Source organism: Nocardiopsis sediminis, from assembly GCF_042650565.1.
Classification (GTDB): Bacteria; Actinomycetota; Actinomycetes; order Streptosporangiales; family Streptosporangiaceae; genus Nocardiopsis_B; species Nocardiopsis_B sediminis.
Map to the genome: position 1 here is coordinate 490,123 of NZ_JBHSBH010000007.1, position 24,754 is coordinate 514,876.

Annotated in this window: 19 protein-coding genes and 1 CRISPR repeat array; of the genes, 13 read left to right on the forward strand and 6 right to left on the reverse strand. The window is 69.1% G+C overall.

Annotated elements, in window-relative coordinates; genetic code table 11:
* Positions 1-51: 51 nt before the first annotated feature.
* A complete protein-coding gene (locus ACFOVU_RS11250; RefSeq protein ID WP_378532592.1) occupies positions 52-3,618 on the reverse strand; it encodes a phosphodiester glycosidase family protein in 3,567 nt (1,188 codons plus the stop codon).
* Positions 3,619-4,013: 395 nt separating this feature from the next.
* Here ACFOVU_RS11250 and ACFOVU_RS11255 point away from each other — a divergent pair, with 395 nt between their 5' ends.
* From ACFOVU_RS11255 to ACFOVU_RS11265, 3 genes are all read left to right on the forward strand, one after another.
* Entirely contained in the window at positions 4,014-4,262 is a 249-nt protein-coding gene (locus ACFOVU_RS11255) for a hypothetical protein (protein ID WP_378532594.1), read from the forward strand.
* Between the two features lie 130 nt (positions 4,263-4,392).
* Positions 4,393-6,666, forward strand: a complete 2,274-nt coding sequence (locus ACFOVU_RS11260; protein WP_378532596.1) for an NACHT domain-containing protein — start codon at positions 4,393-4,395, stop codon at positions 6,664-6,666.
* A gap of 204 nt (positions 6,667-6,870) precedes the next feature.
* Positions 6,871-7,044, forward strand: coding sequence for a hypothetical protein (locus tag ACFOVU_RS11265; RefSeq protein ID WP_378532598.1), 174 nt, complete (start codon positions 6,871-6,873; stop codon positions 7,042-7,044).
* 189 nt (positions 7,045-7,233) lie between these two features.
* Here ACFOVU_RS11265 and ACFOVU_RS11270 read toward each other — a convergent pair whose 3' ends face one another.
* On the reverse strand, positions 7,234-8,196 hold the full coding sequence (locus tag ACFOVU_RS11270) for an immunity 49 family protein (protein WP_378532823.1): 963 nt from the start codon (positions 8,194-8,196) through the stop codon (positions 7,234-7,236).
* 363 nt (positions 8,197-8,559) lie between these two features.
* Between ACFOVU_RS11270 and ACFOVU_RS11275 the strand changes: the two genes are divergently transcribed.
* The 4 genes from ACFOVU_RS11275 (at position 8,560) to ACFOVU_RS11290 (ending at position 11,056) form a co-directional block, all read left to right on the forward strand.
* On the forward strand, positions 8,560-8,847 hold the full coding sequence (locus ACFOVU_RS11275; RefSeq protein ID WP_378532600.1) for a hypothetical protein: 288 nt from the start codon (positions 8,560-8,562) through the stop codon (positions 8,845-8,847).
* Between the two features lie 27 nt (positions 8,848-8,874).
* Positions 8,875-9,558, forward strand: a complete 684-nt coding sequence (locus tag ACFOVU_RS11280; RefSeq protein WP_378532602.1) for a hypothetical protein — start codon at positions 8,875-8,877, stop codon at positions 9,556-9,558.
* A gap of 96 nt (positions 9,559-9,654) precedes the next feature.
* Entirely contained in the window at positions 9,655-10,482 is an 828-nt protein-coding gene (locus ACFOVU_RS11285; RefSeq protein ID WP_378532604.1) for a polymorphic toxin-type HINT domain-containing protein, read from the forward strand.
* Positions 10,483-10,486: 4 nt separating this feature from the next.
* On the forward strand, positions 10,487-11,056 hold the full coding sequence (locus tag ACFOVU_RS11290) for an SUKH-4 family immunity protein (protein WP_378532606.1): 570 nt from the start codon (positions 10,487-10,489) through the stop codon (positions 11,054-11,056).
* A 40-nt stretch (positions 11,057-11,096) separates the two neighbouring features.
* Here ACFOVU_RS11290 and ACFOVU_RS11295 read toward each other — a convergent pair whose 3' ends face one another.
* The gene (locus ACFOVU_RS11295) at positions 11,097-11,750 is read right to left on the reverse strand and encodes a GntR family transcriptional regulator (RefSeq protein WP_378532609.1); all 654 of its coding nucleotides are present in this window, start codon (positions 11,748-11,750) and stop codon (positions 11,097-11,099) included.
* 117 nt (positions 11,751-11,867) lie between these two features.
* Here ACFOVU_RS11295 and glyA point away from each other — a divergent pair, with 117 nt between their 5' ends.
* The 6 genes from glyA to ACFOVU_RS29390 all read left to right on the forward strand — a co-directional run bounded on the left by glyA (position 11,868) and on the right by ACFOVU_RS29390 (position 21,300).
* Positions 11,868-13,202, forward strand: coding sequence for a serine hydroxymethyltransferase (gene glyA / locus ACFOVU_RS11300; protein ID WP_378532611.1), 1,335 nt, complete (start codon positions 11,868-11,870; stop codon positions 13,200-13,202).
* On the forward strand, positions 13,199-14,449 hold the full coding sequence (locus ACFOVU_RS11305; protein ID WP_378532614.1) for a sarcosine oxidase subunit beta family protein: 1,251 nt from the start codon (positions 13,199-13,201) through the stop codon (positions 14,447-14,449). The genes glyA and ACFOVU_RS11305 overlap by 4 nt, the downstream gene beginning before the upstream one ends.
* Before the next feature lie 26 nt (positions 14,450-14,475).
* On the forward strand, positions 14,476-14,799 hold the full coding sequence (locus ACFOVU_RS11310; protein WP_378532616.1) for a sarcosine oxidase subunit delta: 324 nt from the start codon (positions 14,476-14,478) through the stop codon (positions 14,797-14,799).
* On the forward strand, positions 14,796-17,660 hold the full coding sequence (locus ACFOVU_RS11315) for a 2Fe-2S iron-sulfur cluster-binding protein (protein ID WP_378532618.1): 2,865 nt from the start codon (positions 14,796-14,798) through the stop codon (positions 17,658-17,660). The genes ACFOVU_RS11310 and ACFOVU_RS11315 overlap by 4 nt, the downstream gene beginning before the upstream one ends.
* Complete coding sequence (locus ACFOVU_RS11320) at positions 17,650-18,246, forward strand: sarcosine oxidase subunit gamma (RefSeq protein ID WP_378532621.1); 597 nt, start codon at positions 17,650-17,652, stop codon at positions 18,244-18,246. The genes ACFOVU_RS11315 and ACFOVU_RS11320 overlap by 11 nt, the downstream gene beginning before the upstream one ends.
* Positions 18,247-19,251: 1,005 nt before the next feature.
* On the forward strand, positions 19,252-21,300 hold the full coding sequence (locus tag ACFOVU_RS29390) for a DUF2637 domain-containing protein (protein ID WP_449289734.1): 2,049 nt from the start codon (positions 19,252-19,254) through the stop codon (positions 21,298-21,300).
* A 607-nt stretch (positions 21,301-21,907) separates the two neighbouring features.
* Positions 21,908-22,667: direct repeats of the CRISPR family, unit length 37 nt; unit sequence GTTGCGATCCTCGGCCACCCGCGAGGGTGACCGCCAC.
* Between the two features lie 131 nt (positions 22,668-22,798).
* Here the strand turns inward: ACFOVU_RS29390 and cas2 are convergent.
* From cas2 to cas4, 3 genes are read right to left on the reverse strand one after another with little or no spacing between them, the layout of a single operon-like run.
* The gene (gene cas2 / locus ACFOVU_RS11330; RefSeq protein ID WP_378532623.1) at positions 22,799-23,077 is read right to left on the reverse strand and encodes a CRISPR-associated endonuclease Cas2; all 279 of its coding nucleotides are present in this window, start codon (positions 23,075-23,077) and stop codon (positions 22,799-22,801) included.
* Positions 23,078-23,089: 12 nt separating this feature from the next.
* On the reverse strand, positions 23,090-24,115 hold the full coding sequence (gene cas1c, locus ACFOVU_RS11335) for a type I-C CRISPR-associated endonuclease Cas1c (protein WP_378532625.1): 1,026 nt from the start codon (positions 24,113-24,115) through the stop codon (positions 23,090-23,092).
* On the reverse strand, positions 24,108-24,752 hold the full coding sequence (gene cas4, locus ACFOVU_RS11340) for a CRISPR-associated protein Cas4 (RefSeq protein ID WP_378532627.1): 645 nt from the start codon (positions 24,750-24,752) through the stop codon (positions 24,108-24,110). Before cas4 ends, cas1c begins: the two co-directional genes overlap by 8 nt.
* Positions 24,753-24,754 lie beyond the last annotated feature (2 nt).

Genomic DNA, 24,754 nt, shown 5'->3' on the forward strand with positions numbered 1-24,754 from the left:
GTGCACTGTAATGGCCGTCCGACCACCCCTGCCGGGACCGCGCCACGACGGCTACGGGACGAGGTCCACCTCCGTCCGCGCCGTCACGCCGTTGACCTCGACGGACAGCATGATCTCGCCTTCGCGCAGCGCGGCGAGCTCGCCGGTCGCGGGGTCGAACACGGCCAGCGCCCGCCGGGGGCGGTCGCCGTCGACCGGGCCGATGTGCACCCCCTCGCCGCCGGACCAGTCGGCGCCGACGGGGTAGGCCACCCGGACCGTGCGGTCGGCCTGGGTGAGCTCCGCGCCGATGCCGGCCGTCTCGCCCACCGCCAGCCGCTCCGGCGCGGACACGCTCAGGTCGTCGACGTGCGGCCGGATCTGCGCGGAGATCCAGTCGGGCCCGCCCGCATAGGGGTGTGCGGCGGCGCGGCGCTGCTCGTGCCCGGGGATCCGGTCCACGCCGAGCAGGGTCCACCCGCTGAACCCGCCCTCGTCGGTGCCGCCGCCGGGAGGCTTGGCCGCGTTGCCGTTGACCAGGTAGGGCACGCCGTCGACGCTGGACGCGTTGAAGGCGCCGACGTGGCCGCCGATGAACACCGCGCCCTTCCCCGTGTCGTGCTGGAAGTCCGCCAGCCAGCCCTCGATCAGCGCCGCCTCGTTGCGGTCGGCCAGCTGGCTGTTCTGTGCCGGGAGGGGGTCGCGCGGCGGGTGGTGGGCGACGACCGCGACGGAGTCGACGGCGGGGTCATCGCGCGCGTCGGCCAGCCGGTCGCGCAGGTAGGGGATCTGGCCCGCGGATCCGGCCCGGAGGGTACCCATGGAGCTGTCGAGGGTGATGAAGCGCGTCCCCTCGTGGTCGAACGTCGTGACGGGGTCGCCGAAGTGCTCGGTGAAGCCGTCGATGGAGGCGCCCATCACCTCGTGGTTGCCGGGGACGTAGTGGACGGGCAGCTCGCCCTCCAGTTCCTCGTCGAGGATCCGGCGGGCAAGTTCGAAGTCGGCATCAGAGGCCTCGTCGACGAAGTCGCCGGCGATGACCAGGAAGTCGGGCCGGGCTGCGCGGATCTCCCTCAGGGTGCGCCGGGCGCCCGCCACCAGCGCGGAGTCGGGGTCGGCGGCCACGAACTGGGCGTCGGACATGACCGCGAAGCGCCAGTCGGCGCCGCCGACGTCGCCGCCCGTGGCCACCAGGTCATCGCGGACCTGCGGGCCGGGCGGCACGTCGAGCGCGGGCGCCGCCTGGAGGTAGAGGTCGTCGAGGACGACCTCGCCGGTGTAGGAGCGGTCGGCGGAAGTCTCGATGGTGTAGAAGCGGCTGACCGTGACGGGCTGCGGCAGCGCGTCGGGAACGGGGATCTCGATCTCCCGCCAGCCCGACCAGTCGATGTGGGGGCCGTAGACGGAGTGGGCGCGGCCGGTGGCGTCGACCACGGTGAACGCGGTCCACTCGCCCCGGCCGGCGCCGTAGACCGAGATGCCCACCGCGCGGGTGCGCCCCGGCACCCCCAGCGGGGCGGGCGGGTAGGCGTAGGCGGTGCGGGTGCCGGTGGAGAGCGAGAAGTCGTAGGACAAGCGCAGGCCGGCACCGTTGCGGCCGTCGGCGGGGGCCACGGCGGCGGTGCCGCGGGCGGAGTCGGCGCGCCACTCGGCGGCGTCGTCGAACGCGGCGGCCTCGTGGCGGTCGACACCGACGCTCACCCCGATCGGGGCGGTCAGGTCGCCGACCCGGGCGGTGACCACCGCCGCGCCCGCGTCCGCGCGGGCGGTGGCGGTGAAGCGGCCGTCGTCGCCGGGGGCGATGTCCAGCAGCGCGGTGTCGTAGTCCAGCTCCACGTCGGCGGGTTCGATGGGGGCCGAGTTGCCGTGCTCGTCATAGCCCACGATGCCGAAGGTGCCCGTCGCACCCTCGCCGGTGAGGTTGACGTCGCGGGTGTCGGCGGCCAGGCGGACGGCCTCGCCCAGGACGTGGAGGTCGATGTCCCCGGTGGCCCGGCCCGATCGGGCGGTGACGGTCGCCGTGCCCGGGCGGCCCGCGCGGAAGACGCCGTCGTCGACCTCCCCGCGCGACGCGCTCCAGCGCGGCCGGGGCGGATCGGCGACGGGCCCCAGCGCCTCGTCGTGGGCGGTGGCGGTCAGCACACGCGTCAACCCGGAGAAGACGCGGTCGGGGCGCCCGCCGGGGACGGGCGACGCGGTGGGCGCCGTGGCCGGGTCGATGGCCGTGGCCACCCGGAAGGCGTGCGCCCGGCCGCTGGACTCGGGCGCGTAGACCGCCAGCCCGTTGGGGACGGGGCGCTCCTCGCCGTCGTTGGGCACGTTGCGCACCTGCACCGACGATGCGCCGGGCGGGCGCGCCACGAGCGTCGAGGAGCCCCCGCCGTCCAGTTCCAGGCCGATGTCGGCGCCCTCGGCCACCAGGCGCTCGCCCATCTCGGGCAGGGTCGCGGCCCGGCTACCGGCCCCGGCGCCGTCGGCGGTGACGATGATGACGCGGCGGCCGTCGGCCGAGAAGCCGATCGCGGTGCGGGCGGCGCGCGAGGCGGACTCGACCTCCTGCACGGCGCCGGAGGCGACGAGCAGGTGGCGCCCGCCGACGGCCGTCCGCACCCCGTCGCCGTCCTCTGCGGCCGCGGAGAACGCGACGCCGACGGGGTCGCCCTCGGCCAGCCCGGCCAGCGTGGCGGCGCCGTCCTCCCGGCCCAGCAGGACGGTCGCGTCGGCGGGGATGTCCCCCTCCCCCGCGGTGTCCGAGACCGACGCCACCCGGCCGTCGACCACCAGCACCTCGGTGACGTAATCGGCGCCGCGGACCGCGCGGGTGCGCGGGTAATCGCCCCACAGGGCGGTGTAGCCGCCGATCTCACCGGTGCCCAAGGCGGCGGAGTTGAGGGCGTCGAGGGCGACCTCGCCCGAGGGGAGCTCCGCGGTCCCCTCGAACAGCAGGTCCTGGATCCGGCCGATCCCCGAGGCGTCGAAGGTGGCCGACAGCTCCCACCCCTCCTGCGGGGACACGACGACCTCGCCGTCGCGGACGCCGCCGCCGAGGGGGGCGCCGGAGTTGTTGATGTCGAAGTAGCCGCCGTTGACGGCGGCGACGGCCCCGGCGGCGTCGGCCATCTCCGAGACGGGCGCGGTCGCGGCCACATGGCCGGCGTCGAGGTAGCCGATGCGGGCGCCCTCGTCGAGGTCGATGGAGAGGACGTTGGACCGCTGCCAGCCCTGGGCGTCGACGGTGCGCACCGTGCCGACGTCGACCCCGGGGGCTACCTGTTCGCTGGACTCCGTGACGGTGACCGGATCGGCCGCGGCGTCGCCGGCGGCCGGTGCGTCGGTGCCGGGGAGGGGCGCCGACAGCGGCGCGTGGGACGACGCGTCCAGCGCCCCTGCAGCGACGTCGGCGGCGGGGTCGTACGGCGCACCGGGCGGACGCGGATCGGCGGACGCGGCGGTGTGCGGGCCGAGGGCGAGCAGCGGGACGAGGAGGCAGATGGCGAATCGATGGACGGCGCGGAAGGGCGGCTGGGGGGACAGGGCTGCCTCCTGGGAAGTGAAGGGGGACGGGCCATGACCGCACGGCCCGAATTCACCTCGACTGCCGGATCCCCCACATTGTCGCCCACGGCCGTCCGCCGGCACAGGAAACAATGGGCGACATCCCACCGACGCCCAGCGCACAGGCACGGCACCTCAGGCCCTTCGGAACGGGAACCCCCTGGCCCACCGGCCGCCCACCCGGGCGTGTCGGTGCGAGGGAGGTGGGCCCACCGGGCACGTCAGCGGCAACCGCATCCGCCGAAAGGCGGCGCGACACGCCGACGCGGACCGGCGCCTGCCACCCTCTTCACTCGCCCGCGCGCAGCCGACTCCCCCGGCGGCGCACGGTCACATTCCCCCCGCAGGTCACGGGTAAACACACCTTTCCCCGCACATGGCCACGGCATGTCCCTGCGACGCGATAGACATGAGTGCGTAGGCGCCCCGTGCCGCGAGCCGTGCGCCGCCCTTCCCGGAGTCCGATCGAGAGGTCACCCGTGTCCGCATGCGTCACCCTGGCCCATGTCGCCTTGCTCGTCATGGACGCCCCCGCCGACACCGTGATCGCGGTGTCGGCAGCGGGCAACGCCCGAGTGTGCCGCCGCGGCGAACTCAACGACGGGGAACGCGAGATCTACTCCCGCCAGCAACTCCTGGCCGACGGCATCGGCCCCCACCTCCCCGACGTCGAGGCCTTGATCGACCGCCTTACGGCCCACCTTCCCGAACCCCACCTGGTCGGGTGAGACAGGGTCTGCGCGCCGGCCTTTTCCAGTACAAATAGGTTAATCCATTTCAAAACAATTGAACCCGACTGACTTTGTTGATATATTACACTCCCCTCCAGTTCATTTTAATTAACGGAAAATATTCTCCATGCGCAAATCATCGATCGCATTTCTCGCTTTGACGACCACCCTCTCGATCATCGCATTTTCCAATCATGATTTTCTCGATCCGATGTACGACAATATAATTAAGATATGCGCATTCATATCGACAATAGCATCCGTTTTCACTATATTCGAAGAGAGGATAAAGAATTCCAGAAAGAGTCATCAATATTCCGGAGATTCTACATCCGAGCAAGTCACCGATGCACTGGAATACATACGCCATCGCGCCATGGCGCGCATCCAGACAGAGGCTGAAATATTAAAAATCGATAAGCGCAGCATCATTGCAGTCCCATGGGTAATCAGTGGGGACTACATGGATCCCACTTTAAGTGGGATCAAACCCCTCAGTGCAACTACGGCAGATCCGGATAAGTTTATCGAATTCCTCTTCGACGAGGCACCATTCAATCGGATGATCATCACTGGCATTCCAGGCATCGGAAAGAGCACCCTCGCCACTCGCATCGTCCTCACGGCACTCCATTCCAAAGATGCGGGCACGGATAGGCCACTTCTAATTCCTATGAATGCATCCACTTGGAATATAAATTCACGCGAATCACTTGAGGATTGGATTGTTCGCCAATTAAATGACGAGCATGTCAACCTAAGGTCAAGTCCAGAAAAATACGGACCAAATCCGGCAGATCAAATTGTCAAGAAACGGGGCGTCATTCCGGTCATTGATGGCTTGGACGAACTCAGTGACTTACACAGATATCGGGCTTTGAAAATTCTCAGCGGCATTCCGGAATTCCCCTTTGTCCTAATGTTGCGCCCTGAAAAATTCGATGACTCGATTCGTCGGATCGGTGACGGCGTCACTAACGCCGTGGTAATGCACGCGAGCCCCCTAGGACACCAGGAGATCGTGAGAAGCGTGCGGATAATACAACCTCCGCCTTCGATCAGAAATCCAGGATGGGATCCTTTCATCGAAGAGCTCGAGACAAATCCCTCTGGGATCCTTTCATCTTCGCTTGACACTCCATTTAAAATATGGCTACTCCGAGAAAACTATGGTGGAAACAGGAATCCTGCCGGACTTCTGAAATTCTCCTCTGAGCAGGAGATCGCAGATCATCTATATGCCAACATCTTGCACTCAATGATGAGCAGGGATGGGTCTCCGCGAAGAAAGTACCCAGATCCAGCGCAGGCAACGAAATATCTTGCCTACCTCGCTCATAGAATGGAGATCAATCATCTATCCAGTCTTCCCTGGTGGAAGCTGTACAAGATCTCCGGAGTGGGGCAATCGAAGCTATCGCTTGCCATAACAAGTGGCATAGGAGGCTGGCTTCTCTTTATTGCATTCACTGCTCTATTGTCATCATCCATGAGGTCGCTACAAGATTCAGAGATGATGCGGGTCGGCATCGTCATAGGAGGAATATTTTTCTCCCTGTCGATTTTTACGCAACACATGAATCAAGTATCAGCATCGCCAATGAGTCGAAAGGGATTTGATTATCGAAAGCTACTTCACCTCACCGACTTTAATTCCTATTCGTATGCCATCCTCATATCAGCCGCTGCTTTCGCAGGAGGATACCTTTTCCTCTTCCACCCTGTATTCGCCGTCGGTAATCCACCGGCTCTAGCCTTGCCACTATCCATCTTTCTCTGGGCTCTCGGCGGAGCGATATTGATCTTCGTATTCCTCCGACTCGGCCTAAAGGAAGCCGAAGAACAAGACCTGTACTCTCCTTGGTCGGTACTTCACGGCGATCGCCAGGCCCTCCTTCGAGCACCTCTTTTCACGGGACTGGTCCTGGCGATCGGAATGTTTATCGCAAGTAACACCTTTTTCTGGTTCACGATTCCGCGAATGATCGAATCAAATACGGTAAATTTCGAATATTCGACACTGGACATCATTGTTTTCACCCTCATTTCGATTGCTCTTTCAGTCGGCTGCTTCCTCAGCGTCCTCACTTTCGCCATCCTACCCATCGCAGGTTACAGCGCATGGTACATATACCAAGTACTGAGCGTGTCACTATTCACTCGAAGGAGGCTTCCACTTCAATTAATGTCATTTTTCGAAGAAATGAGGAACATTGGGATTATTCGCACATCGGGCGCCGAGATTGAATTTAGACATAAGGATCTACAGGAGAATTTTGCTCGACGCTTCAACTCAATTGAAACCAATTCAACTTTTCGACCGAGCTATCAGTCAACCCTTATTGTTTCGCAAATTTTGGCAACTATTCCAATCATCTGCACCATCAGCTTGTTCTTGTAGTTGGCTGCGCATTCTGAACTCATCCATAGGTGATACCTCAGCCATCGTCACCTCTTAGATCGCGTAAGTGAAGGACCGCACCGTAATGATGAGGGCTACGTGTCAGAAAAACCGCGGATCGCATACGAATGGTGCACCTTACCCCCTCAGGCTTCGCCACCGAGAACTAGGGCTTCGATATGCGTCACCCTGGCCCATGTCGCCTTGCTCGTCGTGGATGCCCGAGTGTGCCGCCGCGGCGAATTCAACGACGGGGAACGCGAGATCTACTCCCGCCAGCAACTCCTGGCCGACGGCATCGGCCCCTCCCTCCCCGACGTCGAGGCCTTGATCGACCGCCTCACCGCCCACCTTCCCGAACCCCACCTGGTCGGGTGAGCCGGTGACCTTCCATCTAGGGGCGATGTTGTCCTCACGAACCTGGGGCGAACCGTTCTTCGACGAGACCCTCGACATCGGCGGCCCAGTCCGCAAGGAGGAGATCCGTCAAGCGGTCACGGAAACGGTCACCAGGAAGCACGGTACGACCGGGCACGCCACGCGAGCGGCGTACCCGGCGGCGCCCGGTCATCCCGGCGACCCGGCGGTCCAATAGCCCAAGTCGTTCTGCTCGGGCGCCCGCCGCAGCGCGTCCGGTGAACCCAGCATGCCGGAGGGCAGGTAGCCGGAGCGGACACCCAGCTCCCACCCGTGCGCCTGGACCGCGAGGCCGGCCAGGGTGATGGCGCCGAGGGGGAGCAGGGTCCTGGGCGCGGGATCGGGGTCGGATCCGGCGTTCTCCCGGTGCTCGATGAGGCGGGCCGCGAGGGCCTGCTCAAAGGCGTTCTGGTCGTCGTCGAGGAGCACACGGAGCAGGTGCCGGTCCGGTGTCAGGGTGCCGGCCGCGTCCAGCCGCCGGGCCGCCTCGGCGTGCTCGTCGGCGTCCGGCTTGCGCAAGGTCACCGTGGGCCAGTCGCGGGGCAGGTGCCCGCGCTCCGGGGTCAGATACCCGCACAGTGCGTCCATCGCCGCGAGGTCCACCGGATCCGACACCGAGTCGTGCTTCGAATACGGCACCCCGTCGCGGATCGCGGGCGCGTTTTCATCCCGCAGACTCACACCGATCGCCCGCCGCCACTCCCACACCAGACCGCTGGACACGCACATCTCGAACGTCTCGATCCATGTCGCGGCCGTGGGAGCCTCGTCGATCACATCGACGAACGCCTTGTCATCGCTGCTGATCCGCTCACGGACGAGCGCGAAGACGATCTCCTGATCGCCGTTGGGCCAGCAACCGAGGTCCAGCAACCCCCGGGAGCACTCCGCCGCCGTACGCAGGACCGTACGCGAAGCGCTGTCCAGCGCAGGCTCCTCGGGAGCGCGCGCGGCGACGTGGTCGAGCAGCTCATCGCGCATCCCCCGCAGCTTCTTCAGCCGGAAACTGTCGTACTGCATCCCATGCCACCACCCGAAGGCCCGCCCTTCGACATCGTCGAGCGCCAGCGCCATGCGCTCTGCACTGACCTGGTGGCACGTCACTTCTTGCATGGACACGGCCCTCTCATCGTCTCCGACCCGACCCGACCCACCCCCGGCCCGGCACGGCGCCGGATGTCCTCGGCCAGGGTGGACGTCGCGCTCTGCTACGCGGATTCCCCGCGCTCCGCGGCGCGGGTCCACACCGTACCCGGCCGGTCGGACGGCACGCCCCCGCTACGTCACCGGCTCCGTCCAAGCCGAACGGAAGTGGACGTCGCGCCCCTGGCCAAGGACGTTCGCGGTCCCCATCGCCCCTCACACGGACAAGAGAGATCAAGAGAAGAGAACAGCGTGGAGCCCCCCTCAAGCGCGATCCTTCCATCTCCCCTGAAACGGGCACGCCTCTGCCTGTTCATCACGGCAGGGCTAGCGGTGGCGCTGCTCGCGGCCGGCCTGGTGATCGGGCTCGACGCCAGAGGCGCCGGAGAGCTCACCGGGCAGCTGCTGCCCGCACTCCTGGCGCTGCCCTGCGCCCTGCGGCTGCGGAAGGGGCGGCGGCCGCTGTTCTGGACGATCGTCATCCTCCAAGCCCTGGCCATCCTCCCCGCGCTCATCGGCCTCGTCGGCGGCGACCTGCGCGGACTCACCCGGCTGATCCTGCCGGTCCTCACCCTCATCTTCGTCACCCGGCCCGCCTCACGGGACCACTTCACGCGCTGACCCCCCGAATATCCGAGGAGCGCCAACATGCTGCGCCGGATCCACGATCCCGAACGCGGTGCGGGCTTCACCGAGTACGCCGCGGTCATTCTGCTCGTCGCCGCGATCACCGCGGGCGTCGTCGGAATGGGCATCCCCGGCCGCGTCGCCGACCTGATCGGCGGCGGGGTCGACGGGGTGGAATCGGCCCCCGACGGACAGGGCGACGACGGCGCCGATGGCGGCGCGGCCCAGGGCACCGGCCTGCCCGGTGCCGACGGCGAGCCGGAACCGCCCGGGTGGCAGGACGCCGCCCCGGCCGTCGACACCACCCAGCCCGCAGCGGACAGCGGGGACTCCGGTATCCGCACGGTCGGGTTCTTGGACGATCCGCTCGGCTCCCTGGGCGACACCGCCTCCGAATTCGGCGGCGGCCTCATCGAGGGCGGCCTGGGCATGGCCGAGGGCATCTGGGAGATGAGCCCGCCCAACACCGCCTGGAACTTCATCACCGACCCCTCCGGGACCTTCGGCGAACGCGTCGACGTGGTAGAAGGCGCTTTCGACGACCCCCTGGGCCTGTTCATCAGCCCTGAGACCCGGGAGTCCTGGGGCGATGGGCACTACGCCGAAGCCTTCGGCTTCGGCTTCGGCGTGTGGGACGCCGCAGGGCTTTTCCTCCGCGGCAGAACGCCCCCGAGAACCCCCGACGGGATCGGACCACGGCGGTAGCGAAGGTCAGAGAGACGGCGACGGCAACCGGGAAGACGACCGCGATGGCGAAGGGGCCGGCTGCCTCGCCTCCAGCTTCGTCCCCGGCACCCGGTCATGCTCGCCGACAGCTCCACGCCCGCGATCGAGGACGTCGAGGTCGGCGACGAGGTCCTGGCCTTCGACCCCCTGACCGGCGAGGAGGGCCCCCGCGAGGTCACCCGCCTCATCTCCAGCGCCGGTGGCAAGACCCTCGTCACGCTCACCGTCGACTCGGGCGACGGCGACACCGACACGCTCACCGCCACCGATGCCCACCCCTTCTGGGTCCCCGAGCGGGCCGAGTGGGTCGATGCCGTCGACCTGGAGCCGGGCACATGGCTGCGCACCTCGGCCGGAACCTGGGCCCAGGTCACCGCCGCCGAGACCCGCACCGTCGACGACCAGCGCGTCCACAACCTCACCGTCGCCGACCTGCACACCTACTATGTCGGTGACGGCGCCGGATCACTGCTCGTCCACAACCAGGACGGGTGCCGCAACGGCAGGGTGACCTTCCGCGCCAACGAACTCGCGGCCGAGTCCTACGAATACCGCGCGGGCCGCCACCCCGACAACGACGCCCCCCTCGCCCCCATCAGGTACGTCTCCACGTTCGAGTACACCGACGCCAATGGCCAGACGCAGACGATCACCCGGGCCAACGACCTCGGCGGCCGGCACGCCGAAGAGATCATCATGGATGAACTCGCCGAATTGGGTATCCCCGACGACAACGTGACCGGGATCTACTCCGAACGTGTCCCGTGCAGCACGAGCGGACACGAGTGCGGCATCCAGATCGGCCGCTACTCCAACGCCGACATATCCTTCACCCTCGACGGGTCCAGGGATCAAAACGCTCAGGAGATCGCCCGATACATGGCCGAGAACGGGGATCGGTGACGCAATGACCGACCGGCACGACGACACGCACGTCCGAGCCGACCGCACCCTGCACGAGGCCTATGCCCTGCCGTTGGATGAGATCGTCGACACCCGGGCCGCTGCTCCACTGAACGCGTCCATCGACGCCTGGGATGTCCCCGCCGAGGACCGCGCGGCCCTGCGGCGCTGGGGGCTGCCGGCGCAGATCAAGGAGCGGTTCTTCGAGAACGCGCCGCAGCACGGCGCCGCGCCGGAACTGTCCCGTCCGGGCCGGAACCTCTACCGGCTCGGACGGTTCAATCGGCTCACCATCGGTGTCGAAGAGGGGACGGGAAAGGTGACCGCCCTTCCCCGCGACGCCGCCGCGCCGGACATCGGGTTCAACCGCTCGCTCACGCGTTACATCGAATGCGCCTGGCGCTGGCACGCGGCGCTCCCCGTCTTGATCGAACTCGCCAATTGGGCGTGGGAGCCCGACCAGCTCGACTTCTACGAGAGGCAGCGCCAGGCCGTCAGGCGACACATCGCCGCCATCGACCCCGACGCCGCGAGCGATGCTTCCTCACTCTGGCAGGCGATCATCGATATCTGAGCGACCCACCACCGGACGCTGCGTCCGCTACAGCAGCAGGTCAGATGACGCTGCGGATCGCCGCCTCGAAGCCTTCCACGTGTCCCGCGGCGAGGGCGGCGGCCTTCTCGCCGTCGCCGTCGATGACGGCGCGCAGCAGGGGCCCGTGCTCGTGCACGTGGCCCGCCAGGCCCGGCAGCCGGTCGAGGAAGAGGCACCAGATCCGTGTGGCCAGGTTGTCGTACCTGATCAGGGTGTCTTCCAGGTAGGGGTTCCCGGTCGCGGCGTAGATGGCGCGGTGCACGGCCATGTCGAGCCGGATCAGGTCCGTGCCGCCGCCGGGTGCGTCCGCCAGCCGGGCCAGCAACCGTTCGAGGTCACCGCGGTCGGCCTCACCGGCGCGTTGGGCGGCCAGGCTCGCGGCGAGCGGCTCGAGCCGCTGGCGGACTTCCGAGATGTGCCCGAGGTCGGCGATCTGCACCTCGGTGGCGAAGGTCCCGCGCCGGGGGTAGGCGACGATGAGCCGCTCGTGCTCCAGCCGCTTGAGGGCCTCGCGGACCGGGGTGCGCCCGAAGCCGAGCTCGGCGGCGATCGCCTCGTCGTTGATGGGCTCCCCGGGGCGGATCCGGAGGGTCACCAGCCGGTCCGAGATGGAGCGATATGCCTGATCGGACAGGGATCCACCACCGTGACCTGCGATGTCCGACGCGGTCACTCGAAGCCCTCCCTTGACGCGAGCCGATGCGTGCTCTTAGCGTAGCGCAATGGGAGATTGATATATCAGTCGTCTTTCAGTCGCTCCTCAGTTGCTCCTCAGTTGCCAGGGAGTCCCATGACCGCCCACACCCCCGGCCGGCGAGCCGCCCCCTCCTCGACTCTCAGCACCCACCTCGTCGACTTCGACCCGGAGATCGCCACGGCGATCGACGCCGAGCTGGCCCGGCAGCGCGGAACCCTGGAGATGATCGCGAGCGAGAACTTCGCGCCGCTCGCGGTCATGCAGGCCCAGGGCTCGGTGCTGACCAACAAGTACGCCGAGGGCTACCCGGGCCGCCGCTACTACGGCGGCTGCGAGCACGTCGACACCGCCGAACAGATCGCGATCGACCGCGTCAAGCAGCTGTTCGGAGCCGAGGCCGCCAACGTGCAGCCCCACTCCGGCGCGCAGGCCAACGCGGCCGTCATGGCCGCCCTCCTCCAGCCCGGCGACACCATCCTGGGCTTGGACCTGGCGCACGGCGGCCACCTCACCCACGGCATGCGGATCAACTTCTCCGGGCGCCTCTACAAGGTGGCGGCCTACCAGGTCAGCGAGCACGATCACCGCATCGACATGGAGCAGGTCCGCACGCTCGCCCACGAGCACCGGCCGAAGCTGATCGTGGCCGGCTGGTCGGCCTACCCCCGCCACCTCGACTTCGGGGAGTTCCGCCGTATCGCCGACGAGGTCGGCGCCCACCTCATGGTCGACATGGCGCACTTCGCGGGCCTGGTCGCCGCCGGCCTGCATCCTTCGCCGATACCCCACGCGCATGTGGTGACCACCACCACCCACAAGACGCTCGGCGGTCCGCGCGGCGGTGTCATCCTGTCCACCGCCGGACTCGCCAAGAAGATCAACTCCGCGGTCTTCCCCGGCCAGCAGGGCGGCCCCCTCGAACACGTCATCGCGGCCAAGGCCGTGGCCTTCAAGATGGCCGCCCAGCCGGAGTTCGCCGACCGTCAGCGCCGCACACTGGAGGGGGCGGCGATCCTGGGCGAGCGGCTGCTGGCCGAGGACACACGGGCGGCGGGAGTCAGCGTGCTGACCGGCGGCACGGACGTGCACCTGGTCCTGGTGGACCTGCGCCATTCCGAACTCGACGGCCGGCAGGCCGAGGACCGGCTGCACCGGATCGGCATCACCGTCAACCGCAACGCCGTCCCCTTCGACCCGCGCCCGCCGATGGTCAGCTCAGGCGTCCGCATCGGCACCCCGGCCCTGGCCGCCCGCGGCTTCGGTGCGCAGGAGTTCACGGAGGTCGCCGACATCATCGCCACGGCCCTCCTGCCCGGCTTCGACGACCGGGCCGCCGCCGCACTGCGCGGACGCGTCCGGGTCCTGACCGACCGCTTCCCGCTGTACGCCGCCGATCCGCAGCGCGCGGTCCAGGAGGCCGCCCCGTGACGCACCCGCACGCCGACGCTCCCGCCGCACCCGGCGACGCCCTGCCCGACCACCCCGGCTTCCTGTGGCGCAACCCCGACCCCAAGCCGTCCTACGACGTCGTCATCGTCGGCGGCGGCGGGCACGGCCTGGCCACCGCCTACTACCTGGCCAAGAACCACGGCATCACCAACATCGCCGTCGTGGAGAAGGGCTGGCTCGCGGGCGGCAACATGGCCCGCAACACCGCCATCATCCGCTCCAACTACCTCTGGGACGAGAGTTCCGGCATCTACGAGCACTCGCTGAAGCTGTGGGAGACCCTCGAAGAGGACCTCGACTACCCCATCCTGTTCAGCCAGCGCGGCGTGCTCAATCTCGCCCACAGCCTTCAGGACATCCGCGACGGCAAGCGCCGGGTCGGCGCCAACCGGCTCAACGGCATCGACGCCGAGTGGCTGGAGCCGGACGAGGTCGCCAAGGTCTGTCCCATCGTCGACATCTCGCCGGACGTGCGCTACCCGGTGCTCGGCGCCACCTACCAGCCGCGCGCGGGCATCGCCAAGCACGACTACGTGGCGTGGGGCTTCGCCCGCAGGGCCGACGCCTACGGCATCGACCTGATCCAGGACTGCGAAGTCACCGGTCTCGACATCCAGGGCGGACGCGTGCGAGGTGTCCGGACCACGCGCGGCCGCATAGCCGCCGGAAAGGTCGCGCTCGCGGGCGCAGGGCACTCCTCCGTGCTGGCCGCCATGGCCGGCCTGCGGCTGCCCCTGCAAAGCCACCCGCTACAGGCGCTCGTCTCGGAGCTGCTCGAACCGGTGCACCCGACCGTCGTGATGTCCAACGCCGTGCACGTGTACGTCTCCCAGGCCCACAAGGGCGAACTCGTCATGGGCGCCGGCATCGACGCCTACAACGGCTACGGGCAGCGCGGCTCGTTCCACATCCTGGAGCGCCAGATGGCCGCCGCGCTGGAGCTCTTCCCCGTCTTCGCGCGCGCCCACATGCTGCGCACGTGGGCCGGCATCGTCGATGTCACCCCGGACGCCTCCCCCATCGTCGGCCTGACCCCCGTAGAGGGCCTCTACCTCAACTGCGGCTGGGGCACCGGCGGCTTCAAGGCCACACCGGGCGTCGGCTGGTGCTACGCGCACACCATCGCCACCGGCGAACCGCACCCCTACAACGCGCCCTTCACCCTCTCCCGCTTCACCACCGGCGCCCTGGTCGACGAACACGGCGCAGCGGCCGTCGCCCACTGACCACCGCCTCAGCCGAGGAGTTCCACATGCAGCTCATAGCCTGCCCCTGGTGCGGTGAGCGCGAGGAAATCGAGTTCCACTACGGCGGCCAGGCGCACATCGCCTACCCCGACGACCCCTACGCGCTCGACGACGAGCAGTGGGCGCAGTACGTCTTCTTCCGCGACAACCCCCAGGGCCCCTTCGCCGAGCGGTGGGTCCACTCCGCCGGCTGCCGGCGCTGGTTCAACGCCCTGCGCGACACCGTCACCCACGAGTTCCTCGCGATCTACGGCGTCGGTGCCGAGCGCCCCCTCACCACCGGTACCGCACCCGCCGAGCAGCGGAAGAGTCAGGAGGCCGGCCGATGAACAGCCCGTTGCGCGCCCCCGGCCGCGGCCACATCGACCGCGACACCACGCTCTCCTTCACCTTCGACGGCACCGCCTACACCGGGCACCCCGGCGACACCCTCGCCTCGGCGCTGCTGGCCAACGGGGTGCACCACGTGGCCGGCAGCATCACCTACCGACGGCCGCGCGGCGTCCTGGCCGCCGGAGCCGAAGAGCCCAACGCGCTCGTGCAGATCGAAGCCCCCTTCCCCGAGCCCATGCTCACGGCCACCACCGTGGAGCTGCACGACGGACTCGTCGCACGGGGCCTGTCGGGCCACGGCCGCCTCAGCGGCCGGCCGGACACGGCCCGCTACGACACCATGCACGCCCACTGCGACCTGCTGGTCGTCGGCGCGGGCCCGGCGGGACTGGCCGCCACGCTGACGGCTGCCCGCTCCGGCGCCCGCGTGATCCTCGTCGACGAACTCCCGCAACCCGGCGGGTCGCTGCTCGGCGGCCGGGAACCGCTCGACGGGCGCCCCGCGACCGAGTGGGCCGGCGAGGTCGTCGCCGAACTCGGCACCTGCGCCGACGCGCGGGTACTGCACCGCACCACCGCCTTCGGCCACTACGACGACGGGCTCGTCCTGGCCCTCGAGAAGCGCACGGACCACCTCGGGGCCGCGGCACCCGCCCACGTTTCGCGGCACCGGGTCTGGCGCATCCGCGCCAGGCAGGTCGTCTACGCCACCGGCGCCTACGAGCGCCCGATCGCCTTCGACGACAACGACCGCCCCGGGATCATGCTGGCCGGCGCGGCCCGCACCTACCTCAACCGCTTCGGCGTGCTTCCCGGACGGCGGGCCGTCGTGTTCACCACCAACGACAGCGCCTATCCCGCGGCGTGTGAACTCGCCGATGCAGGCGTAGGGATCGCGGCGGTGGTCGACGCCCGCGAGGAGGGGCCGCCGGAGTACTGGCGCAGCGCCTGCGACGAACGCGGCATCGCCGTGCACGCGGGCCACGTCGTCACCGGGACCGGCGGCACCGAACGCGTCACCCGCGCCCACGTCGCCCCCTTCAGCCGGGGACGCCTCGGCGAGGGGCAGGGCATCGACTGCGATCTGCTCCTGGTCTCCGGCGGGTGGAACCCCGCGGTGGCCCTGTTCAGCCAGGCCGGCGGCACCCTGCGCTACGACGCCGCGACCGCGGCCTTCGTGCCCGCGCACGCGCCGGACGGCGTCCGCACGGCGGGGGCGGCCGGCGCAACGTTCACCCTGGCCGGCTGTCTCGCCGACGGCGCGGACGCCGCCCGGCGGGCCCTGTCGGACCTCGGCCGGACCGGCCGGACGATCTCCCTGCCGGCCGCCGGCCCGCTCCCGGACGGAGCGCCCACCCGGGCGCTCTGGCGGGTGCCGAGCCCGCAGGACGGTCCGGACGGCTCGAGCCAGTTCGTCGACCTCCAGCGCGACGCCCTCGTCTCCGACGTGCTGCGCGCGACCGGGGCGGGCCTGCGGTCGGTGGAGCACGTCAAGCGCTACACCACGATCGGCACCGCCCACGACCAGGGCCGCACATCGGGCGTGCTGACCTCGGGAATCGTCGCCGAGGCGCTCGGGGTGGACATGGCCGACCTCGGCACCACCCGCTACCGTCCGCCCGCCGTCCCCGTGTCCTTCGCCGCCCTCGCGGGCCGCAACCGCGGGGCACTCTTCGACCCGGTCCGCGTGACCGCGCTGCACCCCTGGCACATCGAGCACGGCGCCCTGTTCGAGGACGTCGGCCAGTGGAAGCGCCCCTGGTACTACCCCAAGGCGGGCGAGACCATGGAGGAGGCCGTGCTGCGCGAGTGCCGGGCCGCCCGCACCGGCGTCGCGATGATGGACGGCTCGACCCTGGGCAAGATCAACGTGCAGGGCCCGGACTCCGGCGTTCTGCTGGACCGGCTCTACACGAACATGATGAGCACCCTCAAGGTGGGCCGGATCCGCTACGGCGTGATGTGCGGCGTCGACGGCATGGCCCTCGACGACGGCACCGTGATCCGCGTGGACGAGCGGGAGTTCCTGCTCACCACGACCACCGGCAACGCGGCCAAGGTCCTGGAATGGATGGAGGAGTGGCTACAGACGGAGTGGCCCGGCCTGCGCGTGCACCTCACCTCCATCACCGAGCACTGGGTGACGATCCCCCTGGTCGGTCCCCGCTCCCGCGACGTGCTGGCCCTGGTGGCTCCGGGCCTGGACGCCGGCAACGATGCGTTCCCTTTCATGTCCTGGCGGGACGCCACCGTCGCCGGGGCACCGGCGCGCGTCTGCCGCATCAGCTTCTCCGGTGAACTCGCCTACGAGATCAACGTGCCCGCCTGGTACGGCATCGCCGTGTGGGAGGCCCTGTACGCGGCGGGACAGGCGTTCGGCATCACCCCCTACGGCACCGAGGCGATGCATGTGCTGCGTGCAGAGAAGGCCTACCCGATCATCGGGCAGGACACCGACGGCACCGTCACGCCGCAGGACCTGGGCATGTCGTGGGTCGTGTCCAAGAAGAAGGCGGACTTCGTCGGCAAGCGGTCGTTCGGCCGTGCGGAGAACCGGCGCGGCGACCGCAAGCAGCTGGTGGGCCTGCTGCCGTCCGACGAGCGGGTCCTGCTGCCCGAAGGCGCCCAGGTCATCGCCACCAGTAGCGTTCCGGAGCCTCCGGTGCCCATGCTGGGGCACGTCACCTCCAGCTACCGCAGCGACGCCCTCCAGCGGACGTTCGCTCTGGCCCTGGTGCGCTCGGGAGCCGAGCGCATCGGTGAGACCCTCTACGTCCCTCTGGGCGGCCGGGCCGTCCCCGTGACCGTGACCGACCCCGTGCTCTTCGACAAGGAGGGAACTCGCCGTGACGGTTGAGACGCCCACCCGCTTCAGCCCCCTGTCCGATCGGCGGGACGACTTCGCGCAGCTGCCGGCCGGGCTGACGGTGCGGGAACTGCCCTTCCTGACCCAGCTCACCTTGCGTACGGAGCCCGGTGGGCCTGCGGCCGCGTCCGTCGAGGCCTGCCTGGGCATCACGCTGCCGGGCCCCGTGCGGGCCGAGTCGTCGGGCGACGTCGAGGCGCTGTGGATGGGCCCGGACGAATGGCTGCTGGTGGCTCCTGAAGGCGGGCGGCACGACCTGCTCACGCGGCTGCGGTCGGCCATCGGTGACGAGGACTTCGCCACCGTCACCGACGTTTCGGCACAGCGCACCACGCTGGACCTGTCGGGGCACCTCGTCCGCACGGTACTGACCCAGGGCTGCGCCATCGACCTGGACCCCCGGGCGACGCCCGCCGGCTCCTGCCCGACCACGCTGCTGGGGCAGGCCCCGGTCACTCTCGTTGTGCGAGAAGACGGAGCATCCGCCGTCCGGCTGCTGGTCCGCGCATCGTTCGCGTCCTACGTGGCCGACTGGCTGCTCGACGCCTGCACGGAATACCGGGGCGGCACCGGATGAGCACCAGGGCCCCGTTAGGGCCCCTTGAACGACCGAAGGGGTGTCACCCATCGGGTGACACCCCTTCTGACCTGCGTCGGGACGGCGGGATTTGAACCCACGACCCCCTGACCCCCAGGTTGGTAGAAGAATGACTTCTGACCTGGGGCAACACGAAAATTGGGAACAGTCTCTGGACACGAACGGACGCCACAGCCCCAGGTAGATCGGCTGCTGGACGCCACGATTTCCCAGTTTTTCCCACTGCTCTGACCAAGCGAGACGGCCCCGGCCGGTGCTGCAATCACCGAGCCGGGGCCTGCCCCACTCACCGCCTGGTCGAGCAGAAGTTGAGCTGCAATGAACGTATCCTCGGGGGCCGCCGGCCTCCTCCTGTCGATCCCCTCCGCCGTACTGACGTTCGTCCCCTTCCTGACGTCATGCCGTCTTCATCGTGGCGCACCGCAGGGGATGGTCCCGCCGGGACCCTTCGGGGTTCTGGGCCGGCCAGCACGCGCAGACCGTCGCGCACTGGCGGGCGAACTCCGACGCTCAGCGGCGCCCCCGGTGAAGCGCTTCGGCGCAGCGGTGAGCCTCGGCCTGGCGGGTGTGGCTGCGGGGCTCGACGCTCCCGGGATCCTGCTGCCCGTCGCCCTCGTGGTCATTCTGGTCGGCGCCACCACTGCCGCGCTGGTGCTGGCGCGCATCCCCGACCGTGAAAGTCCCCGACGACCGCGCCGCTCTTGCCAGCGGGGCCGACGGTGTCGGCCTGGTCGCCGAGCGTCGGGCGATCGTTGCTGAGGCCCGGTCTGGGTGTCTCGGTCGGGCTGTGGCCGGGGGTACCCGTGGAGAACGCCTCTGAGCGCGGCCAGGACGCCACGTTCCACCCACGTCAAGGAATTACCCATCTGTGATCACCTGACCGATCCTCGCCCGCGTCGGTGACGCCCCGAGGAGTAGCGAGCTTCGGCCCGTCGGGCGATGTCTGGATGACCAGTCGGCGGGTCGCCCTGTGAAGGGATGACGATGATGAATTACCTGTTCGATGAGGCCCGTGGCCGCGTGTTTACGGGGCTGGCCGATGCGCTGGACGCCGCCCCCTGGTACGCGTGGCCGACCGCGGTCATGGCCGCGGTCATGACCGCCCTCGGTTGCGCTGGACTCGCGGTCGTCGTCCTGCGCCATCTCTGGCGCGGTATCGGGACGGCGGCCGAGGCTGCGCGGGCGGCGGTTACGGCGGCGGCGCACGGCGACCAGGCCGCGCGCCGCCGGGTTCGCGCTGTCCTCAACGGTATGAGCCTGACGACCGCACTGTCGGTGTCGCTGACGGTCGCCTCGGGGTTCGGTGCGCTGGGGATCGCGCGTGTCCTGGAGACCTCTGCTCAGATCCCGGCGCCGTTCTCGTGGTTCGGGTTCGCGGTGTTCCAAGCGTTGGCGATCATCCTGATGGCGATCATCAACGAGCGCGCGGAGAAGGGCCTGCCCGCGCGCGGGATCACCGCGGGTTTCTGGGCTCTGGTGGCGACCGAGGCCGTGTTGAACACGACGCACTCCGACAATCTCGTCGGTCGGTTGGTGTTCGCGGCGATGACCGTGATCGCGGCGCTGGGCTATCAGTTGCGGATGTCGCACAAGCGGCGGGGGCGCGAGGAGGAGCTGCGGCGGGCGGAGGGCCGGTGGGCCGACCGTCGTCTGGCCGCGATCCGGTGGCTGCGTCCGGTGGAGCGGGTGCAGGTGATGTTCGAGCTTGCGGGTGACGAGAACCTGGGGGCCGAGGTTGCGACGGCTCGTGTTCGCGAGCGCGCCGAGCGGCGCCGTGCGGAGCGGGCGATCGGGCGGGTGTGCACGGCGGTGTGGCGGCTGCGGCGCGACACGATCCAGGCGCGTGGGTGGTGGGCCAGGTGGGTGTTCCGGTGGGCGTTCGAGCGGCGTGCGGCGGTGTCGGAGGCGCGTGCGCAGGCGGCGATCGATGCGGCGGGGCTCGCTGTGTCGCCGGCTCGGGTTGCGCGGGTGCTGGCGCGGTTGCAGTGGATGGATAAGGCCGGTGGGCTTGCGCGGATGCCGCGCTATGACCTGGTGTCGGCGCGTGGGGCCATGGCGGATCTGATCACCGAGGATCGGCTTGCACGGTGTGCGTCTCGGTCGGTGGAGGTGCCGGAGCGCGAGCGGGGGCTCCCGTGGACGGAGGACGATCCCACGTGGGAAGAGCTGCTCGCCGACGGGCGGAGTGATCGTCCGGAGTCGGGGTCGCGGGATGACGCTGAGTGGGGCGCTGCGGAGCGGGACCGGGTCGAGAGTGCGTTTCTTCCTTTCGCTCCGGTGAGCGCGCTGGACGATGCGAGCGCTCCCCCGCACGATCCGGAGACCGCTCGCACGCTCGTGGACGAAGAACCCGTTGGGGGAAACGCGCCCATCCCGAGCGCTCCAGATGAGCGTCCCGCTCGGGAGAGCGGCGCCGACGCGGAGTCTGTGCCGGGGGTGGTGAGTGCTCCCGATGCGGTGGGCGCTCACGAGGGCGGCAATGCGGAGGCGCGCGCCGCTCCGGCCGATGGTGAGCGTTCGGGTACGGGTGGTGTGAGCGAGCGGGGCGAGGAGGGCAACGCCCAGGAGGGCGGCCACCTCGACGTGGGCGCCGTTGAGCGCTTCCTCGCCGATCAGGCGCTCGCGGGCTCTGACCAAGGCGTGAGCGATGAGGGAGCGGTCAGCGGGGAGCAGGTGAGCGCCCTGGTGGAGACAGCGGACGCCGGCGCTCGTTCGATCCCTCCCGATGAGCGGCGCGCGGTGGCTGAGCGGTTGTGGCTCGCCGATCATTCGTGGTCCGGGGCAGCGCTCGCCCGCAAGGTCGGCGCGGGGCAATCGACGGGGAGCCGGTGGCGGCGCGAATTCGAGCGCGAGCATGGCGTGGCCCCCACCGCTCCCGCCGTGCCGGCCCCCGCTGACAAGCGCACCGCCGAGCAGGAGCCGGAGCAGGCACCCGCTCCCTTTGAGATCCCCGCCACCGACGGCGTCGGTGTGTGGCGAGTGAAGTTGCGAACCTCGGGCACCTACGAAGGGGACCTCCACGGGCCACGATGAACACGGCCCAGACGGTGACCCGGACGTTGCGATCCTCGGCCACCCGCGAGTGTGACCGCCACATCGGCTGCGTCGTCACCGCGGCGTCGCTGGCCGGGTTGCGATCCTCGGCCACCCGCGAGGGTGACCGCCACCTTCTTGGCCGCCCGTCGTCCGGCGGCGTCGGGGTCGTTGCGATCCTCGGCCACCTGGGAGGGTGACCGCCACGTTCGTCAGCGCGGTCGTCCAAGCGCTCACCGAGTTCGTTGCGATCCTCGGCCACCCGCGAGGGAGACCGCCACCTGCCCGAAGACCGCATGACCGCGTACATGTGGCCGTTGCGATCCTCGGTCACCCGCGAGGATGACCGCCACAGGAAGCGCCGCACTCCGGCGGCGCCGGCGCGGTGGTTGCGATCCTCGGTCACCTGCGAGGGTGACCGCCACGGTCCCGCCGACGGCGATCAGCCCGAAGACGAGCACGCAGCGATCCTCGGTCACCCCGGAGGGTGACCGCCACCACCCGTACCCCGACCCAGGTCTGCTCGGTGACGGCGTGTTGCGATCCTCGGCCCCCCGAAGGGTGACCGCCACGGGGTGATCCCCACAGGTCGGCCGGGGCCGCGTTCGTTGCGATCCTCGGCCACCCGCAAGGGTGACCGCCACCTCGGCAAGACCATTGCAGCCCTGCACGAGGCGAGGTTGCGATCCTCGGCCACCCGCGAGGGTGACCGCCACTTCGGATCGGGCCTTTTGCGTGCCCGTGCCCGGCGGTTGCGATCCTCGGCCACCCGCGAGGGTGACCGCCACGACTCGGTGATGCGCACGAAGCGCTCGGACTCGATGTTGCGATCCTCGGCCACCCGCGAGGGTGACCGCCACAAGGTCGGCGGGGACGCCCGCGGGGTGGCCGTGGCCGTTGCGATCCTCGGCCACCCGCGAGGGTGACCGCCACCGCGCACTCTTCGCCCGGTGGTCCGCCGCACTGGAGTTGCGATCCTCGGCCACCCGCGAGGGTGACCGCCACGGTGGGCCTTCCAATCCGCAGGGTCGCCGGGGTTGTAGTTGCGATCCTCGGCCACCCGCGAGGGTGACCGCCACCCCGATGTCAGGGTCCATAGGCCCACCATCAGCATGTTGCGATCCTCGGCCACCCGCGAGGGTGACCGCCACCTGGTGCTCGTCGCCGGTGGGCGCCGGTACGGGCGGTTGCGATCCTCGGCCACCCGCGAGGGTGACCGCCACCTCTACCGACGAGTCCTCAGCCTGAACCGGGATGAGTTGCGATCCTCGGCCACCCGCGAGGGTGACCGCCACCCGCCTGCTAGCCTCCAACGAAATGCCCCTCCGAAGTTGCGATCCTCGGCCACCCGCGAGGGTGACCGCCACGCCGCAGGAACAGGGCAAACGCCCGAACATCCCGCAGCGATCGGGAAGCCGTAACCGGACACGACATCCCACAAGGGCTCTAACCTCGTTGGGTAGGCCCCAGGGATTTCATGAGCACCGGAGGTTCCCAACTACAGCACCAGAGCCCCATCATGAGGCAGCGGCCGGGCCGCACCGAGCGTGGTCACGGCTTTGAAGGAGCCCTGGTGCATCCGATAGATGCGAATACTGTCCTCGGTGTCGCTGATGATCCGCAACAACGCATCGTTGAGCCGGAGCACATCGGCATCGGTGCAGACAACCTCGAACACCGACTTCTGCACGCGTAGCCCATACCCCTCGCATACCTTGGCCACCCGACGCAGGCGCTGCGCGCCTTCAGGTGTGGTCGTCGCGACGTCGTAGGTCACCAACAGCTCCATTCACACCGTCCAGGGGAGGTAGCCGGGCAGGTCGCCGCGCAGCCGGCGGGCCATGAGCCGCGCCTGCACCGACGGAAGCAATGGCAGGGGGATGCGGCGGCCGAGGACGCGGTGGTTGTGTTCCTTCTGCCGGTGCAGCTGCCACTGGGTGAGGACTTCTTTTCGCCCCTCCTCGGTGAGCTGGACCGCTCCGCCCTCCAGCTTTTCGAAATGCCTGGGCCCGATCTGTCGGCGGTTGACGAGTGTCAGCGCCAACCGGTCGGCGATCACGGGGCGGAATTCCTCCATCATGTCCAGGGCGAGCGCCGGTTTTCCCGGCCTGATGCCGTGCAGGAACCCGACGTAGGGGTCCAGGCCGACCTGTTCGCATGCCCCTTGGACCATGGACCGCACCATCCCGTAGAGGAAGGACAGCAGGGCGTTGACCGGATCGGTGGGCGGGCGCCTCACCCGACCCGGGAAGACGAGCCCGGTGTCGGCGCGAACCAGTATGGCCAGTGCTTCGAAATATGCCCGGGCCGCCGCACCCTCGACGCCCAAGAGGGTATCGATGTCGGGAGCGGCACTTGCTGCGGTCAGGGACGCCTCCAGATCTACGGCCAGAGTACGCAGATCGTTCTTGCGCTGTCCGGTGACGTCCCTGGCGCCTTTGAGGATGACCTGGCGCGAGTTCTGGACCTTGCCTGCCACGCAGGCGCGCGCGATCTCCAGGCGCGCCGCGCGGTCGGTGTGAGTGAGGTGCTGGGCGTGGCGTAACAGGACGTTGCCGCGCACCGGGCCGTCCAGGCGACCGCGGTAGCGCCCGCCCAGGCTCATCCACACGATGGGGCGCCCATCGTCGGCGCAGCGGCTCAGAAGCTGCGAGCTGACTTGGATGTTGCCCATCACCACGATGGATTCCAGTCGCAGGAGCGGGAGGGTGCGGCGCGGTCCTCCCTCGGGCAAGGCCACGCGGACCGTGTCGCCGTCCAGATGGAGCGAGGCACCGGGTGTTTGGACGTAGAGGGTGTTGAGGAGTTCAGTCATCCCATTCCCTCTCGGGGCCGGGGGTGTAGAGCTGTGCGAGGAGCCGGTCGAACCGTGTACGTCCGGCCAGGACCTTGGGCATGCAGCCGGTGTTCATCGAGCACCGGCGGCAGCGGGAGTCGGCGGCCGGCGCAGGGAGGGCGGCAGTCTCCATGATGTGGCGCACCCGCAGGGCGGTGCCCCGCACGCGCTCGCGTAACGGCTCGTCGACGCTGACGCTGTGGCGGCGTCGGTCGGCCATCGAGTAGACCGCCGCCGTGGTGATGGAGACCCCCATTCGCTCTTCCAGGCACATGGCCTGGGCGGCGACTTGGACGTCCGCGGGCCCGCCGGGCTTGTAGTTGCCCGACTTGTGCTCGATGGGCAGGACGGCGCCGTCGGGACGGATCTCCACCACGTCGCAGACGCCGGTCAGGCCGAGTTCGACGTGCCAGACGGGAAGGGCCCGAAGCGTGCGCACCTGGGGGCGGGTTTCGTGCCCGGGGTCGTGGACGCGGCGGTGCGCCAGTGTCCCGCGCACGGTGGCCACGTCGTCGGCGAAGGCGTCTTCGAGCAGGATCAGTCCCGCTTGTCGGGGGCAGTAGTCGTAGTGTTCCAGTGCCGACAGCGGCACGGGGAGAGGCTGGTTGTCGGGCATGA